The 16,790-nt window shown below is 53.3% G+C and carries 13 protein-coding genes and 1 rRNA gene; 10 read left to right on the top strand and 4 right to left on the bottom strand.

Annotated elements, in window-relative coordinates:
- Nucleotides 1-167 precede the first annotated feature (167 nt).
- Nucleotides 168-1,121 (top strand): thioredoxin-disulfide reductase, encoded by a 954-nt coding sequence (gene trxB / locus ACUVOF_RS10855; protein ID WP_447044366.1) that lies wholly within the window; start codon nt 168-170, stop codon nt 1,119-1,121.
- Nucleotides 1,122-1,144: 23 nt separating this feature from the next.
- On the opposite strand, the gene ACUVOF_RS10850 is transcribed toward trxB, so the two are convergent.
- Nucleotides 1,145-1,681, bottom strand: coding sequence for a GspH/FimT family pseudopilin (locus ACUVOF_RS10850; RefSeq protein WP_447044365.1), 537 nt, complete (start codon nt 1,679-1,681; stop codon nt 1,145-1,147).
- A 133-nt stretch (nt 1,682-1,814) separates the two neighbouring features.
- Here ACUVOF_RS10850 and thiO point away from each other — a divergent pair, with 133 nt between their 5' ends.
- A complete protein-coding gene (thiO, locus tag ACUVOF_RS10845; RefSeq protein ID WP_447044364.1) occupies nt 1,815-2,918 on the top strand; it encodes a glycine oxidase ThiO in 1,104 nt (367 codons plus the stop codon).
- Here the strand turns inward: thiO and ACUVOF_RS10840 are convergent.
- Entirely contained in the window at nt 2,915-3,187 is a 273-nt protein-coding gene (locus ACUVOF_RS10840; protein WP_447044363.1) for a PP0621 family protein, read from the bottom strand. The genes thiO and ACUVOF_RS10840 overlap by 4 nt on opposite strands.
- Nucleotides 3,188-3,322: 135 nt before the next feature.
- Between ACUVOF_RS10840 and ACUVOF_RS10835 the strand changes: the two genes are divergently transcribed.
- Nucleotides 3,323-4,957, top strand: a complete 1,635-nt coding sequence (locus tag ACUVOF_RS10835; RefSeq protein WP_447044362.1) for an NAD+ synthase — start codon at nt 3,323-3,325, stop codon at nt 4,955-4,957.
- Between the two features lie 50 nt (nt 4,958-5,007).
- On the opposite strand, the gene ACUVOF_RS10830 is transcribed toward ACUVOF_RS10835, so the two are convergent.
- Both ACUVOF_RS10830 and ACUVOF_RS10825 read right to left on the bottom strand, forming a co-directional pair.
- Nucleotides 5,008-6,717, bottom strand: a complete 1,710-nt coding sequence (locus ACUVOF_RS10830; protein WP_447044361.1) for a methyl-accepting chemotaxis protein — start codon at nt 6,715-6,717, stop codon at nt 5,008-5,010.
- Nucleotides 6,718-6,950: 233 nt separating this feature from the next.
- Nucleotides 6,951-7,766 (bottom strand): outer membrane protein assembly factor BamD, encoded by an 816-nt coding sequence (locus ACUVOF_RS10825; protein ID WP_447044360.1) that lies wholly within the window; start codon nt 7,764-7,766, stop codon nt 6,951-6,953.
- A gap of 216 nt (nt 7,767-7,982) precedes the next feature.
- On the opposite strand from ACUVOF_RS10825, the gene rluD reads away from it, so the two are divergent.
- The 7 genes from rluD to ACUVOF_RS10790 all read left to right on the top strand — a co-directional run.
- Nucleotides 7,983-8,942, top strand: a complete 960-nt coding sequence (rluD, locus tag ACUVOF_RS10820) for a 23S rRNA pseudouridine(1911/1915/1917) synthase RluD (protein ID WP_447044359.1) — start codon at nt 7,983-7,985, stop codon at nt 8,940-8,942.
- The gene (gene pgeF, locus ACUVOF_RS10815) at nt 8,939-9,694 is read left to right on the top strand and encodes a peptidoglycan editing factor PgeF (protein WP_447044358.1); all 756 of its coding nucleotides are present in this window, start codon (nt 8,939-8,941) and stop codon (nt 9,692-9,694) included. The genes rluD and pgeF overlap by 4 nt, the downstream gene beginning before the upstream one ends.
- A gap of 166 nt (nt 9,695-9,860) precedes the next feature.
- Complete coding sequence (gene clpB, locus ACUVOF_RS10810; protein ID WP_447044357.1) at nt 9,861-12,458, top strand: ATP-dependent chaperone ClpB; 2,598 nt, start codon at nt 9,861-9,863, stop codon at nt 12,456-12,458.
- 425 nt (nt 12,459-12,883) lie between these two features.
- Complete coding sequence (locus tag ACUVOF_RS10805; RefSeq protein WP_113269485.1) at nt 12,884-14,608, top strand: acetolactate synthase 3 large subunit; 1,725 nt, start codon at nt 12,884-12,886, stop codon at nt 14,606-14,608.
- Nucleotides 14,608-15,099, top strand: coding sequence for an acetolactate synthase small subunit (ilvN, locus tag ACUVOF_RS10800; protein WP_007113940.1), 492 nt, complete (start codon nt 14,608-14,610; stop codon nt 15,097-15,099). The genes ACUVOF_RS10805 and ilvN overlap by 1 nt, the downstream gene beginning before the upstream one ends.
- Nucleotides 15,100-15,308: 209 nt before the next feature.
- Nucleotides 15,309-16,217, top strand: a complete 909-nt coding sequence (gene pssA / locus ACUVOF_RS10795) for a CDP-diacylglycerol--serine O-phosphatidyltransferase (RefSeq protein ID WP_447044356.1) — start codon at nt 15,309-15,311, stop codon at nt 16,215-16,217.
- Nucleotides 16,218-16,680: 463 nt separating this feature from the next.
- Nucleotides 16,681-16,790: ribosomal RNA gene (locus tag ACUVOF_RS10790) — 16S ribosomal RNA — on the top strand; the annotation flags it as partial.

The raw sequence follows: 16,790 nt of genomic DNA, 5'->3' as shown, positions 1-16,790 counted from the left end.
AATAGAACATGGGTGTTTGTTTAGGGCCTTTCAAGGTTTCTTCGCCTAATAGCGTAGACGAAACCTTGCAATAGCTTGTACTTGGCACCATTTCAGGCAGAATCTTTGCCAAATCATTTAGACAGCTATCAACAAAGCTATCAGTCAGATCTTTACAAGGTGGTGTCATGGAAACTCGTCATGAGCGTTTGATTATTCTTGGTTCCGGCCCGGCAGGCTATACGGCTGCCGTGTACGCCGCGCGGGCAAACCTGAAACCGCTACTGATCACCGGTATTCAGGCAGGTGGCCAACTGACCACCACAACCGACGTGGATAACTGGCCGGGCGATGCTCAAGGCGTGCAAGGCCCTGAATTGATGGAACGTATGAAACAGCATGCCGAACGCTTTAATACGGAAGTGCTGTTTGACCATATCCATGAGGTCAGCTTAGGTGAAAAACCGTTTACGTTGAAAGGCGATAGCGGCATTTATACTTGTGATGCGCTGATTGTGGCTACCGGTGCCAGTGCGCGTTATCTGGGGTTGCCCACCGAGCAGCAGTTTATGGGCCAAGGGGTGTCGGCTTGCGCGACGTGTGATGGTTTTTTCTATCGTAACCAGGAAGTCATTGTGGTAGGTGGCGGGAATACCGCTGTGGAGGAAGCGCTTTATCTTTCTAACATCGCTTCTAAAGTGACCCTGGTGCACCGCCGCGATACGCTGCGGGCAGAAAAGATCTTGCAGGATAAATTGTTCGAGAAAGTCGAGGCAGGCAAGATCGTTCTTGAATGGTTCCAGGAAGTCGAGGAAGTGCTTGGCGATAACTCCGGGGTGACGGGTATAAAAGTTAAATCTACCAAGGATGGCGCCAGTAAAGAGGTCCATGCGCCTGGGCTGTTTATTGCCATTGGCCATAGCCCCAACACCGGCATTTTCGCTGGTCAGTTAGACATGAACGGCGGCTATATCAAAGTGAACTCAGGATTGGAAGGTAATGCTACTGCGACTAGTGTGCCCGGCGTATTTGCCTGTGGCGATGTGATGGATCACATTTATCGTCAAGCGATCACGTCAGCGGGCAGTGGCTGCATGGCTGCGCTTGATGCCGAGCGTTATTTGGACGGTATTGCCGGGTAACGTTGCATTCTGGGACGAAGCGTCTAGCAATCGATAGGCGCTTCGTCAATTCTCAGACGTCCCAACTGGCTGAGCACCAGCTTTTTACCCATCGAGCTTTCGACACTGTTGCCTGAACAAATGGCAAAACTGCCATTATAACCGCTGGTATAGCCCATTGAGTTGTAACGTATCCGTGACCAGCCGCGGCTGTAAGCGACCTCGGTGTTCTCTTGAGCTGGGATCACACGCAAAATGTCGTCGGCTTGAACGCTATCTGTTTTATCTCCCTTTATGATCATGAGCTCACCACTCCATTCGCTATCGCAAGCTGTTCGACCTTCAGAAGCAGGGCAAATCGTAATCTGGCTGCGTTGACTGATCGCCGTATTTCTCGCTAATGAAAACGCACTTTGGAAGCGGTTGACTTCACTGGTCTGTGCAATACGCTCGCCTAATGCCTGAAAATTGGGCAACCCCCAGGCAGCGATGATGCCAACCAGTAATAGCGAGATCAGTAGCTCAAGCAGCGTAAACCCGTTTTTAGGTAGGGTACGTGTGCTGTTATGGCCATCGTTCATCGCCTCTCCTGGCTTGATTTTGTTTATGGCCGCGCTATGCTCACTGCCCGTTATTAACGACCTGATCACCTGGCGGCTAAATCAGCCTAGGCGATAGCCACTATTTTTTATGTAAGCCAAAACGGACAATCTTGTGAGCGATTTCTTAATTATTGGCGGTGGCGTGATCGGCATGATGACGGCGCTGCAGTTGGCTGATGCAGGGCAACAAGTAACGCTGGTCGAGCGAGGTAGGTGTGGGCAGGAGGCCTCATGGGCTGGCGGCGGCATTGTTTCGCCGCTGTATCCCTGGCGTTACGGTGCTGCAGTATCTCAACTGTCACGTTGGTCGGAAGGTGCTTACCCCTCGTTGGCACTTCGGTTATTGGAAGAGACGGGAATTGATCCCGAGTATCGCCAAAAAGGGTTGCTCTACCTGAATGTGGACGATGCCGAAAAAGCACTGCATTGGGCGCGTCAGTTGGGTAAACCGCTAGAACGGGTGGAGGAAGATTTCGTCTACAAGAAAGAGCCCAATGTGGTGATGGCTGGCGACAGCGCGCTGTGGATGCCGATGCTGGGCAGTGTGCGCAACCCGCGTTTGGCCAAAGCGTTAAAGGCGCGGCTAACCGCGATGCCTCAGGTAACGCTGAGAGAGCAGTGCGAGGTCAGTGGCTTTATCCATAAAAATGGCCCAGTGAAGGGCGTGGTGACGTCTCAGGGGCCATTAGAGGCTGAGCGAATTATTGTTTGCGGGGGTGCCTGGGCTGCTCAGTTACTGGTTCAGCTTGATGTGCAGTTGCCGGTAAGGCCGGTAAAAGGGCAAATGATCACCTACCAAGCGCCCAAGGACTTGGTACAGCGCGTCGTGTTAAAAGATGGGCGTTATATCATCCCGCGTGCAGATGGTTTGCTGTTAGTGGGCTCGACTCTTGAAGAAGCTGGGTTTGATAAGACCACTGACGCGGCTGCACTGGCATCGCTAAAGCAGAGCGCAGAAGCCATACTGCCCGCCTTGGCGCTGTGCCCGGTAGCGCATCAGTGGGCTGGTTTGCGTCCTGGTTCACCAGAAGGCATACCGTTTATTGGCGCGCTACCGGAATGGCCCAATGTATTCGTCAATGCCGGGCACTATCGCAACGGCTTGGTATTGGCGCCTGCCTCAACCCATTTATTGGTAGACCAACTGCTTGGACGTGAGCCGGTGATTGATCCAGCGCCTTACCAGCCCACGCCAAAGCGACTTATACACACTTAAGGGGATTCATTTTTATCCTGCTGCTCTTGTAAAAAGCGGTCGCGATGCGCGCCGCAACAGAACCACTGCTCCTGGTCGCGCAACGCTTCATCTTCAGGTACGTGTACTTCGCACCAGCGACAGCGCACCATTTTGCCACCTTCATGGCGATTGACCTGTTTATGCTGCGCTTCATGTTCGAGCTTACGTTGCCGGTAGATGCCGTAAAGCTTTAAACCGGCATAGAATATAACGGCGAAGATAATCAGCCGAATGATCAATAGGTTCATCCTTCTTTTGTCTCCCGAATTAGGGATTTAAGGGGTGAATGGTCGCATGGCCTTTGCCAGTTGGCAGCCCTTGCGGGACAATGTGTATGCGACGGTTAACTCAATTTTAAAGATTCTCAAGAGATTTTAACGCCCATGCAAGACTTAACGCTGGTAATGGCCCAACTCGATCCTCTGGTCGGGGATATTCCCGGCAATGCCGCACGTGCGATTGAAGCAGTACGTGAGGCGCGGATCGAGCATGGGGCAGATATTGTTGTCTTTCCTGAGCTTTTTTTGTCGGGCTACCCGCCGGAAGATTTACTACTGCGTCCCTCTATGGAGGCCCGACTGCGTGAAGCTCGCGCCCAAATGGCATCGAAAATTTCCCGCGATGTATTGGTGATTATCGGCTACCCCGGCGTACGTGAAGGGCGTTGTTATAACTTGGCTGGCCTGCTTTATAACGGCCAGTGGGAAGGTGAGTATGCCAAGCAGGCGTTGCCTAACTACCAAGTGTTCGATGAGCAGCGTTACTTCACGTCTGGCACTGAGCCGCTTGTTTATGAGCATAAGGGCGCCAAGTTAGGCATTTTGATTTGCGAAGACCTATGGGATGGCGTACCGGTTAGGGCTGCCACTGATGCAGGTGCTGAAGTGCTGATTAGCTTGAATGCCTCGCCTTATCATCAAGACAAACCCGCTGAGCGGTTGGGTTTATTGGAGCTGCACGCTCAAGACGTTAACCGACCCATTGTGTATGTAAATACCATTGGTGGTCAGGACGAGCTGGTGTTTGATGGCGGCTCTTGCTGTGTTAATGCCAGTGGGCAAGTACAGGTGTTGGCGCCGTATTGGCAAGCAGGCTTAATGCCAATACAGTTTCTGCAAACGAGTGCGACGGTGTGGGAGCCCCAGCCCGGTGAGATCGATCCCGAGGTAGAGCCGGAAGAGAGTCTCTATTGCGCGCTAGTTACCGGGCTACGTGACTATGTTAATAAGAGTGGTTTCGACGGTGTGGTATTGGGGCTTTCCGGCGGTATTGATTCGGCGCTCTCGTTGGCCATTGCGGTTGATGCGCTCGGACCCCAGCGGGTGCAGGCGGTAATGATGCCGTATCACTACACGGCGGATATTTCCAAGCAGGACGCTGCAGAGCAAGCCGAGATGTTGGGCGTGCACTACGAGGTTATGCCCATTGAGCCCATGGTAGAGGCGTTTATGGGGACACTCGCAGACAGCTTTGCAGGAACCGAGCGAGATACCACTGAAGAGAATCTTCAGTCGCGCTGTCGCGGTGTGCTGCTAATGGCGATTTCCAATAAAAAAGGCTTGATGGTACTGACGACCGGTAATAAAAGCGAAATGGCGGTGGGCTACGCCACGCTGTATGGCGATATGGTGGGTGGTTATAACGCGATTAAAGATGTCTATAAAACCTGGGTGTATCGCCTGGCTCGCTGGCGTAATACGCAATCGGCTGCCATCCCTGAACGAGTGATTGAACGCCCACCCAGCGCAGAACTGGCACCCGATCAGCAGGATAGTGATTCGTTGCCTGACTATGATGTACTTGACGCCATCTTAGTGAGTTACATTGAGGGCGACATGAGTGCTGAAGCGATCATTGCTGCCGGCTTTGACGATGAAGATGTCTATAAAGTGGTTAAGCTGGTTGATCGTTGCGAGTATAAGCGCCGACAGGCACCCATCGGCGTGCGAGTAACCCCGCGCGGCTTTGGCCGGGACCGCCGCTATCCGATTGTAAATGGCTGGCAGCCCGGCGATTAAGCAACCTTCAGTTTTGTGAATCCTAAATTTATCAAGCCCGGCAACCGGGATTAAAAGTTTGCCCACTCAGGTTCTGCCTGCTGCGTTATGGTGGCAGGCAGGGCGGGCTTGTTGGCGGCACTAGAGCGCGTTTGTGCAGCTGTTAATGGGGTGTTCTGTTGGGCTTTTGGATGCATATTGCTCGGCAGCTTAAAGACGGCCATGGCATGTAAAAGAGCGTGAGCGTTTTGGCGCAGATTATTGGCGGCGGTGGCGCTCTCGTGTACTAGGGCAGCGTTCTGCTGGGTGACCTGATCCATCTCAGTCACTGCTCGGCCCACTTCTTGAACACCGGTACTTTGCTCTGCGCTAGCGTGGCTGATCTCCTTCATAATGCTGGTTACCCGTTCGATAGCCGCGACGATCTGTTCAGTCGATCTACTGGCTTCTTCAGCGCGTTCATTGCCATGGTTGACCCGCTCTAGATTGCTGGAAATCAGAGTATTAATTTCTTTTGCGGCATCCGCACTGCGCTGGGCTAAGCGACGCACTTCTTCTGCGACTACGGCGAAACCACGGCCGTGCTCGCCAGCGCGGGCGGCTTCGACCGATGCGTTGAGGGCCAGGATGTTGGTTTGAAAAGCAATCGCATCAATCGTGGATATGATACCCGCAATTTCCTGTGAACTTTTATTCAGGTCGTTCATGGTATCGACCACCTGATGCACAGCTTCACCTCCGCGGGTAGCTGTGTGTGAAGCGCTCGTCGCTTCCTGGCTGGCCTGCTCTGAGTTTTCGGCGTTGAGTCTAACGGTGCTATTAAGCTGTTCCATAGCAGAAGCCGTTTCTGCGAGAGCGCTTGCCTGCTGTTCTGTGCGTGAGGAAAGGTCATTATTGCCTTCAGCAATTTGTTCGCTGTTACTGGCAACTGCTTCTGCAGAAGCACGAACCTGCGTCACGATAGTTTGTAGCTGATGGGCCATCGCAACTTGAGACGCCATTATACTGTGGGTATCGCCTTTCTTTAGGTGTCCAAGGCTGGTTAGCTCGCCGCGTCCAATGGCTTCTGCAAGCGCTTTAACTTCATGGGGTTCGGCACCTAATTCGCGCAGCAATTGACGGGATAAGAACACCGCTATCAAACCGCCCACCAGCAGTGCAAATAACGTTAGTCCCAACATTTGCATTTGAAAGCCTGAGGCGGTGTCGCGGGCTGTCGCCGTGGTCGCGTCGTTGAGCGCTTGCTGAAGATTGATAAACTGATTAATGCGGTTAAGCCACTCGGTGTAAGCGGGACCAGCCTGCTCCAATAATAGCGTTTGTGCATTGGCATACTCATCTGCCTGGCGGGCTGCGATGACTTGCTCGGTCAACCCCTGTGTGAGCGTGGCTTGTTCATTGATACTACCAATAATGCTCTGCTCTTCAGCAGTACCGGCATACTCGTTGGTCACCTGCTGCATACCCGTTGTAGCGGTACGGTATGCATCACTCAACCGTTCCATTTCATCCTCAAGTGAATTGAGGTTGCCATTACCTGCTGTGATGACAATATCGCGAAGCACGATAGCGCGATCATGTACGCTGCCTCGCCAGTCCACCGCGAAGCGCTGTTTAGTGCCATTAACGTCATTGATTGTCGTTAGGTCTCGGTCAATTTGATTGACCTGGTAAACACCCACCGCTGTTAACAGCATCAGCAGCCCCAATAGGGTGGAAAAACCTAGCGTTAAGCGTGTGCTTATTTTGGTCTTGGAAGAACGGGCGTTAAGAAGTGACATTGATTGCTCCCTCAGGTGCCGTTTAGGCGCTTTTTTATTTAAGGAAAGCTAATCATATACAGTTGTACAATACTTGTATAGATAATATCGATTATTTGTACAGGTCGTGCTTTTTTTTAGCGAGTCGCTGAAAGTTAATGTTTTTCTAGGTGCTCTCACAAAAAAACCACGCCGAGGCGTGGTTTAGTAAGCGAAAGTTGTACAGCGTTTAATTAGTGTGGCCTTTCAAAGCCTTAATCATTTTGATCTAAATGCTTAGGTATAAAACGACTGCCCTGCAACTGCTCATGGTCTGGCGCGTTTTCTTGCAGTACAGCTAAGACTTCACTGGCGCGATCATCCATGTCTAGTCCTCGGTAACCTTCTACCATAGTGGCCAATGCATCACGGGTAGCGCTGGATTCTGGATAGTTTTCGATGACCCAGCGGCCACGCTCAACAGCTGCCAAATAAGCCCCGCGGCGCAGGTAGTAGTCGGCAACGTGCAGCTCATGGCGAGCCATCAACTCGCGCAGGTAGACAATGCGCTGCTGAGCATCGGCGGCGTATTCACTTTGCGGGTAGCGTTGAATCAACTCGCGGAAGTCATTATAGGCATCTCGAGAGGCGCCCAAGTCACGCTTTGAGATGTCAATCAGGCGCAGGCGCTCTAGGCTAAAACGGCCCGCTTGCCAAGCAGAAAGGCCGCGGAGATAGTAGGCGTAGTCTACTTGCGGGTGGTCGGGGTGAAGACGAATAAAGCGGCTAGCTGCTGCCCGGGCTTCTTCCCATTCGCTGTTTTCGTAGTAGGCATAGATCAGCTCAAGTTGTGCTTGCTCTGCATGTGCGCCAAAGGGATAGCGGGTGTCTAGCGCTTCTAAGCGCTCTATCGCAATCGGGTATCGGTTGCTATCTAGGGCCGTGCGGGCCAATTCATAGAGCTCACGCTCCTGCACACCAGCAAATTCATCATCTTCTTCTTCGCTGGTATCGTTACTCGCACAGCCCGCTAAAAGGGCAAGGCTTAGGGCTAGAGCACCAAAGCGGTTGGCAGCTGAAAAAACGCGCATCATCATCCTCGTTGCAAACAAGCCTCAATCACCAAAAAGCGGCGATGGCCATAAGTAGAAATGGTAGAATAGGTCGCAGTCCGCCCACTATAAAACACCTCGGCATAAAACGCAGGCTTAGCGACGTTTCGTCGGTTGTCGTCAACGGGTGTTTTTCCAGGCCGGGGTTAATTTTTTCGCTTTGCTGGGGCTTTTTGCGTCTTAAAGAGGTTTTTCATGTCTCGAATAGTTGAAGACACGCAGCGCGTGCCCGCTACGTTAGCCGGTGCACGGTTGGACCAAGCGGCGGCGGAGTTGTTCAGCGATTACTCGCGCGAACGCTTAAAAGCGTGGATTAACGCGGGTGAGTTGACGGTGGATGGCGCACAAGCCAAGCCGAAAGTAAAGCTGCATGGCCATGAAGTGCTGGCGCTGCAGGCCACTATTGAAGACGACACGCGTTTTGAAGCGCAGGACATTGCGCTGGATGTCGTTTATGAAGACGACACGGTCATGGTGATCAATAAAGCGGCGGGTATGGTAGTGCATCCAGCCGCTGGCAACCCGGATGGCACGCTATTAAATGCGCTACTCCATCACCACCCGGCACTGGCGGAAGTGCCCCGGGCAGGTATTGTCCATCGTTTGGATAAAGACACCACCGGCTTGATGATGGTGGCAAAAACGCTACCTGCGCAAACAGCCCTGGTTGATCAGTTGCAGGCACGCAGCGTGTCGCGCCAATACGACGCGGTGGTCATTGGTAAGCCGGTATCGGGTAGTACCATTGATGCGCCGATTGGCCGTCATCCTAAAGACCGCAAGCGCCAAGCGGTGACGACATCGGGCAAACCGGCGGTTACCCATTTTCGTGTGGTTGAGCGGTTTCGTGCACATACCCATGTGCGCTGTAAGCTCGAAACCGGACGTACCCACCAAATTAGGGTGCACATGGCCCATGCCCGTTATCCGCTGATTGGTGACCCTATGTATGGCGGGCGTGCCAAGTTGCCGCCAGGCGCGGCGGAGCCGTTGAAGGAGATTTTGCGGGAGTTTCCTCGCCAGGCTCTCCATGCGCGGAAATTGATTTTCAAACACCCGGTAAGTGGCGAAACATTAACCTTTCGGGCAGACCTTCCCGATGATTTGCTAATGTTGTTGGATTACCTGCGCGAAGATAATGAGACGATGCGATGAGCGATGCCATAAATTTACGGCCGACGCTTTTAGTGCCTGACTGGCCTGCGCCGGCCAATGTTCGTGCCTTTGTGACCACCCGCGAATCGGGACCTAGTCAGGGTGAATTCGCTGCTTTTAATACGGCCGCTCATGTCGGTGATAACCCGGATCATGTCGCGCTATGTCGGCGATTGTTGCAAAAAGAGATTGGGGATGAGCGGCCACTGTTGTGGCTGAACCAAACGCATGGCGCCCGCGTTCAGCAGGTTTACCAACCTGATGTTGCAGACGCGGATGCCGCGCTTGCGACCTCCAACGAGTACGCTTGCGTGGTGCTGACGGCAGACTGCCTGCCGGTGATGTTCTGCAATCGAGCGGGTACCCAAGTGGCGGTTGCTCATGCAGGGTGGCGCGGCTTGGCAGGCGGTGTATTGGAAGCGACGATTGCCGCCATGAATACGGACCCCGACGACATTTTGGTGTGGTTAGGGCCCGCTATTTCAAATGCCCAGTTTGAGGTTGGCCCGGAAGTCTATGGCGCTTTTGTGGCGGTGCATCCTGATATCGCTGATGCTTTTGACCATAGCCCCTATCGATTGGGCCACTATATGGCCGACCTTTACCGGCTGGCGCGGTTTCGGTTAGAGGCGTTGGGCGTTAATCACATAAGCGGTGGTCACTTCTGTACCGCCTGTGAATCGCGCTTTTATTCCTTCCGTCGCGATGGTGGCAAAACGGGACGCATGGCAAGCGTGATCTGGATCAATTAACGCCGATAAATGATCCCATAAGCCAGCGGTTTACTGTAATACCTCTTGAAAAGCGTGGAACTGACGCCATTTAACTTGTCAAGCTAATAGTGATTTAGCATGTCTAATGACACGTTATCGGGTCACGCGGTGCGTCCAAACGCACGGCTACCCCAGGAGGAACTTCATGCGTTTTGATAAATTTACCGCCAAGCTTCAAAGCGCGATTGCCGAGGCGCAGTCGCTCGCCGTTGGCCGCGGCCATAATCAGCTAGACCCAGCACATTTGCTGCTAGCCCTGATCGACACCAAAGACACCGGTATTAAAGCCCTGATTGAAAAAGCCGAGGGTAATCCCTCGCGCCTGCGCGATGGGCTGGTACAGCAGTTAGATAACTTGCCCAAGGTGGGGCAGTTCGACGGCGAAGTGCAACCTTCTCGAGACTTCGTCAAGCTTTTCAATTTAACCGATCGCGAAGCACAGAAACGTGGCGACCAGTTTATCGCCAGTGAGCTAGTGCTGTTGGCGGCGCTGGAAATGAATTCAGCGATTACCAAGTTGCTTAAAGAAGCGGGCATTAATCGTAAAGCCCTCGAAGCGGCTATTAATAGCCTGCGCGGCGGCGCTACGGTCGATGATCCTAACGCTGAAGATCAGCGCGAAGCGCTCAATAAATACACCCTCGACCTTACTCAGCGGGCACTGGATGGCAAGCTCGATCCCGTCATTGGTCGTGACGATGAGATTCGCCGTACCATTCAAGTGCTGCAACGGCGCACCAAAAATAATCCTGTCTTAATCGGCGAGCCGGGCGTGGGTAAAACCGCCATCGTCGAAGGGTTGGCTCAGCGTATTGTTAACGGCGAAGTGCCCGAAGGTTTAAAAGACAAGCGTGTGCTCTCGCTGGATATGGGCTCGCTGTTGGCAGGTGCCAAATTCCGCGGCGAGTTTGAAGAGCGCTTAAAAGCGGTACTCAAAGAGCTCTCCCAGGAAGAGGGACGGGTGATCCTGTTTATCGACGAGCTGCACACCATGGTCGGCGCCGGTAAAGCCGAAGGCGCGATGGATGCAGGTAATATGCTAAAGCCCGCGCTGGCCCGCGGCGAGCTGCATTGTGTGGGCGCAACGACGCTAGATGAGTACCGCAAATATATTGAGAAAGACGCGGCCCTGGAGCGGCGCTTCCAGAAAGTGTTGGTAGATGAGCCTTCCGAAGAGGACACCGTTGCGATTCTGCGAGGCCTCAAAGAGCGCTACGAAGTGCACCATGGCGTGGATATCACCGACTCGGCAATTATTGCCGCGGCCAAGCTTTCGACGCGCTATATCACCGATCGTCAACTGCCCGATAAGGCCATTGACCTGATCGATGAGGCTGCATCGCGCATCCGTATGGAATTGGACTCCAAGCCCGAAGAGATGGATCGCCTGGATCGGCGCCTGATTCAGCTCAAAATGGAACGTGAAGCGCTCAAGAAGGAGACCGATGAGGCGACCAAAAAGCGCCTGGAAGCACTCAATAACCAGATTCACGAATTAGAGCGCGAATACGCCGATCTTGATGAAATCTGGAAAGCCGAGAAAGCCAGTATTCAAGGTGCTGCCCAGTTCAAAGCCGAACTTGAACAGGCGCGTATTGACCTGGAGCAGGCGCGTCGTCAGGGCGATTTGGGACGTATGTCGGAAATTCAGTACGGCAAGATCCCGGCATTGGAGAAGCGAATTGCCGAAAGCGGTGAAGGCGAAACGGACACCTCCAGTCACCAGTTGCTGCGCTCTAACGTCACGGAGGAAGAGATCGCTGAGGTGGTCTCGCGCTGGACGGGCATTCCTGTCTCCAAAATGCTGGAAGGCGAACGCGATAAGCTTCTGCGCATGGAGGAGGCGCTGCATGAGCGGGTGATCGGTCAGGATGAAGCCGTCGAGGCGGTAGCCAACGCGGTACGCCGCTCGCGGGCGGGGCTTTCCGATCCCAATCGTCCCAATGGCTCCTTCCTGTTCCTCGGTCCCACCGGGGTGGGTAAGACCGAACTGTGCAAGTCGCTGGCTAACTTCCTGTTCGATACTGAAGAGGCGATGGTGCGTATTGATATGTCGGAGTTTATGGAGAAGCACTCCGTAGCTCGCTTGATCGGTGCGCCTCCTGGCTATGTCGGCTATGAAGAGGGTGGCTATTTAACCGAAGCCGTGCGGCGCAAGCCATATTCCGTGCTGCTACTTGATGAGGTGGAAAAAGCCCACCCGGATGTCTTCAATATTCTGCTCCAGGTGTTGGAAGATGGCCGCTTAACCGACGGTCAGGGCCGTACGGTGGACTTCCGCAATACCGTCATCGTGATGACCTCTAACATGGGCTCGGATATTATTCAGCGCATGGGCGGCGACCCTAGCGGTGATCAAGAGCGTGACTATGAGGCGATGAAAAACATGGTCATGGAGGTAGTGGGTAATCACTTCCGGCCTGAACTCATTAACCGTATCGATGAAGTTGTGGTGTTCCACGCCCTCGGCCAGGAGCAGATTCAGGCGATTGCCGGTATTCAATTGGAGCGCTTGAAGGTCCGCCTTGCTGAGCACGACTTGAAACTTGAGGTCAGCCCTGAGGCCATGGCGCAACTGGCGGTAGTCGGCTTCGACCCCGTGTATGGAGCGCGGCCACTCAAGCGGGCAATTCAAAGCCGTATTGAAAACCCGCTGGCGCAAGATCTGTTGGGGGGCAAATTTGCACCCGGCGACACCATTCATATCAATGCGGATGAGGGCAAACTGGTATTTACCTCATAAGCTGATACTTGCTTTATTAACCTGCCCAATTAGCCCCGCTGGCGAGCGCCAGCGGGGCTTTTTTGTGCACGCTTTTACTACCTTTGGTGGGCTAGCCCCGATAGGAGGTTGACAGGCTGCCAGCGCTAATGGAATCTTGTCGGTTCCTGATTTGCGGGCGCGGACTCCACGGGCAACCCCTAATCCCCGCGCGAAGGGTAGGCGAAGGCCTCTACCCGCCGAAGGACTTCCGGGCTGGGCTAACCGCTCAACCTGGCCAACGCCCCGACACGGCGATCCGCCGTGATGAGAGTGCAGGCCCTAACCGGGCCATATGCCAGGGTTTGGCATCAGGTGCCGGCATGGGCCGGCAGCGGCATACCGCCGCACTCGACACCACAGGATGTCCTGTGGATCGCACTCGAGACCTCTAGGGGAGAAATACAGTGGAACTGCTTTCCGGCGCAGATATGATCGCCCGCTTCTTGCAAGATGAGGGCATCGAATACATTTATGGTTACCCCGGCGGTGCAGCGCTGCATATTTACGATGCACTCTTCCGCCAGGACAAGGTGAAGCACATTTTGGTGCGTCACGAACAAGCGGCTACCCACGCTGCCGATGGTTATGCCCGAGCCTCGGGTAAAGCGGGCTGCGTGCTAGTGACCTCAGGCCCGGGTGCTACGAATGCCGTCACCGGTATTGCCACCGCCTACATGGACTCAATTCCCATGGTGGTGCTGTGTGGTCAGGTGGCGAGCCATTTGATCGGTGAAGACGCCTTCCAGGAAACCGATATCGTCGGTGTGACACGTCCGATCGTGAAGCATAGCTTCTCGATTCGCCACCCGTCTGAAATTCCAGAAGTGTTGAAAAAAGCCTTCTATTTGGCGTCGACCGGCCGCCCCGGCCCAGTGGTCGTCGATATACCTAAAGATATGACCGCCCCCACCGAGCGCTATGAATACGTTTACCCGAAAAAGGTCAAACTGCGTTCGTACAACCCGGTTACGCGCGGCCATACGGGGCAGATCAAAAAGGCTGTGGAAATGATGCTCAAAGCCAAGCGCCCGGTATTTTATACCGGTGGCGGCGTGGTGACGGGCAAGGCCAGCGAAGGCCTGACCGATCTGGTCAAACAGTTGGGTTACCCGATTACTACCACCTTAATGGGCATTGGCGCGTACCCTCAAAGTGACCGGCAGTGTTTGGGCTGGTTGGGCATGCACGGTTCTTATGAATCGAATATGGCCATGCACCATGCCGACCTGATTATTGCCATTGGGGCGCGTTTTGATGATCGCGTGACCAACAATACGTCAAAGTTCTGCCCCACAGCCAAAATCATTCATGTGGATGTCGATCCAAGTTCGATTTCTAAAACGGTGCGTGCGGATGTGCCGATCGTGGGACCGGCTTCCAGTGTTATCAATGAGATGATCAGCTTGGTGCAGGGCCATACGATTGCCCATCCTGAAGCATTGACGGAGTGGTGGGAGAAAATTGATGGCTGGCGCGCCGATCGTGAAGGCAAGCTTTACGAGTCTTCCAAGCCGGGTGAATTGCTTAAGCCTCAAGAAGTGGTCGAAGCGCTTTGCCGTGTTACTCGGGGCGAAGCCTACGTGACAACCGATGTTGGTCAGCACCAGATGTTCGCGGCGCAGTACTACAAATTTGATAAACCCAACCGACTGATTACCTCGGGTGGTTTGGGCACGATGGGCTTTGGCTTTCCCGCCGCGATGGGGATTAAGCAGAACTTCCCGGATGATGACGTGGTATGTGTCACCGGTGAAGGCAGTTTCCAGATGATGATGCAGGAGCTCTCCACCTGTAAGCAGTACGGGGTGGGCGTTAAGATCGTCAACCTTAACAATGCATCGCTGGGCATGGTGCGTCAGTGGCAGGATTTGAACTATAAATCACGTCACGCTCACTCTTATATGGAGTCGCTACCTGACTTTCATATGTTGATTGAGGCGTACGGGTTTACGGCGATTACTGTTAATACGCTTGACGAGCTTGAGCCAGCGCTAGAGCGTGCGTTTGCTGACAAGCATGAGCTGGTATTTCTTGACGTGAAGGTCGACCCCTTTGAGCACGTCTATCCGATGCAGGTGCCGTTAGGCGCCATGCGTGACATGCTGCTGTCTAAAACGGAGCGTACCTGATGCGTCATATCATCTCGATTCTGTTAGAAAATGAACCGGGTGCGCTGTCACGTGTAGTCGGGTTGTTCTCCCAGCGTAATTTCAATATTGAAACGCTTAACGTGGCGCCCACGGAAGACCCGTCTCTGTCGCGCTTAACGGTGACTACCGTGGGCGATGACCGAGTGATTGAGCAGATTACCAAGCATCTCAATAAGCTGATCGATGTGGTTAAGTTGGTGGATCTCACCGAAGGTAACCATATCGAGCGTGAACTGATGTTGGTCAAGGTGAAAGCGCTTGGTGCGGCGCGCGATGAAGTGAAGCGCACGGTGGATATCTTCCGTGCGCAAATTGTCGATGTCACCCCAAGCCTCTATACCGTGCAGATCACCGGCGACGCGGGCAAGCTGGATGCCTTTTTGCAGGCCATGGCGCCAGTGGGAATTCTTGAGGTTGCCCGCACGGGGGTTTCGGGGATTGCCCGGGGTGATAAGGTTTTGTCGCTTTAAGCCCGAAAAGACGTCGCTTTAAAAGCAAGCACTTAAGCGTAAGCAAAAGCGCCGCTTCTTCACCGGAGCGGCGCTTTTTATTAGTTATTAGTTTGTTAACGCTCGCTGACCTCGGCACCCAGGGCATCAATGCAGCAATTGGCTGGCTGAGTGGCACTCACCGTGTAGAATGAGAGCAATCACTGTTCACGTGACTTCACTTTTAATGGATGAAACCTATGACACAGGACGCTCGCGATCAAGAGCACTCAAACTCTGGGCAACCAAATTCAGGCCAGCTTGATAAGGCTGGTAAGGCTGAACAGCCAGACAATGCTGACCAGTCAGAAGTCGTTGGCAACGAGGATTTGGCGACTGCCTTCTTGCGTGAAACCGAAGTGGTTGAGGAGACCGTTGAGGATGGTAAAAAGATTCGTCGCCGGGGTATCTATTTACTTCCTAACTTATTCACTACGTCGGCGCTTTTTGCCGGCTTCTTTGCGGTTGTCGCTGGCATTAATGGTGAGTTTACCTCAGCTGCCGTCGCGATCTTTATTGCCATGGTGCTGGATGGCTTGGATGGCCGTGTCGCACGAATGACCAATACGCAAAGTGAGTTTGGGGCTGAGTATGATAGCTTGGCGGATATGATTTCCTTTGGTATGGCGCCCGCGTTAGTTGCCTTTACCTGGATTCTTCAAGACATTGGTAAGACAGGCTGGGTGGTCGCCTTCCTTTACGTTGCCTGCGCAGCGCTTCGTCTTGCGCGCTTTAATGTCCAGATTGGCAGTGTTGATAAGAAATGGTTTATCGGCTTGCCAAGCCCCTCTGCCGCAGCGCTGGTAGCCGCGAGTGTATGGACTTTTCATAGCTTTGATGCGGATGCCTTTGGCTTCAAGCTATTGATGTTGGTAGTGGTGGCAGCAGCAGGCGTATTAATGGTGAGCAATATCCGCTACTACAGCTTCAAGGATCTCGACTTTAAAAAGCCAGTACCCTTTGTGGTGCTGTTGGCCATTGTTCTGGCTTTCGTAATGATCTCTGTTGAGCCTTCCGTGATGCTGCTACTGCTGTTTGGTACCTACGTGGCTTCAGGCCCTTTTTTGGCTGTTATGCGCAAAGCAAAAACCAAGAGCTAATGCCGGTTACAACTTTTTCATGTTTTTTTATAACGCCCCCTTGCCAACCCGGCAGCGAATCCGTAAAGTACGCATCCGCTGCCGGGGACGCCAAGCGTTACCAGCGGTGCATAAGGTGTAAAAACCTTGGTTTGTCAACGAGTTGGCGGTTTTAAAATCGCATGTTGACAACCAGCAGGAAATGCGTAGAATACGCCTTCCTCGCTGAGGCAAGCCAAGTCAACGGCCAGCCAGGTAGCTCAATGAGCCACCACAGCGAAACAGCTCTTTAACAATTTGATCAGGTAATTCATGTGGGCGCTTGCTGATGTTAGTGACAAATCACTAAATATCAAGGCAGGCGAACACAACGATACTCTTAGGAATATCACAGTGAATTCGTTTGAACCTTGAGCCAAGTTTGATCCGCTTTTGCTACTGTCGGCTAGTCCGTCGGTTAGCGAGTGAGGATCACAATGATTTTAAACTGAAGAGTTTGATCATGGCTCAGATTGAACGCTGGCGGCAGGCCTAACACATGCAAGTCGAGCGGTAACAGGTCCTTCGGGATGCTGACGAGCGGCGGACGGGTGA

This window comes from Vreelandella sp. H-I2 (assembly GCF_052959335.1).
The sequence above is the reverse complement of the archived record's forward strand: the minus strand, read 5'-3'. Positions and strand labels throughout refer to the sequence as shown.

Coding starts and splice junctions, on each gene's coding strand:
- pgeF (WP_447044358.1), top strand. CDS start 8,939: ATGAGCGATGCCATAAATTTACGGCCGACGCTTTTAGTGCCTGACTGG.
- clpB (WP_447044357.1), top strand. CDS start 9,861: ATGCGTTTTGATAAATTTACCGCCAAGCTTCAAAGCGCGATTGCCGAG.
- rluD (WP_447044359.1), top strand. CDS start 7,983: ATGTCTCGAATAGTTGAAGACACGCAGCGCGTGCCCGCTACGTTAGCC.
- ACUVOF_RS10850 (WP_447044365.1), bottom strand. CDS start 1,681: ATGAACGATGGCCATAACAGCACACGTACCCTACCTAAAAACGGGTTT.
- ACUVOF_RS10840 (WP_447044363.1), bottom strand. CDS start 3,187: ATGAACCTATTGATCATTCGGCTGATTATCTTCGCCGTTATATTCTAT.
- trxB (WP_447044366.1), top strand. CDS start 168: ATGGAAACTCGTCATGAGCGTTTGATTATTCTTGGTTCCGGCCCGGCA.
- ACUVOF_RS10830 (WP_447044361.1), bottom strand. CDS start 6,717: ATGTCACTTCTTAACGCCCGTTCTTCCAAGACCAAAATAAGCACACGC.
- pssA (WP_447044356.1), top strand. CDS start 15,309: ATGAAACCTATGACACAGGACGCTCGCGATCAAGAGCACTCAAACTCT.
- ACUVOF_RS10825 (WP_447044360.1), bottom strand. CDS start 7,766: ATGCGCGTTTTTTCAGCTGCCAACCGCTTTGGTGCTCTAGCCCTAAGC.
- ACUVOF_RS10835 (WP_447044362.1), top strand. CDS start 3,323: ATGCAAGACTTAACGCTGGTAATGGCCCAACTCGATCCTCTGGTCGGG.
- ilvN (WP_007113940.1), top strand. CDS start 14,608: ATGCGTCATATCATCTCGATTCTGTTAGAAAATGAACCGGGTGCGCTG.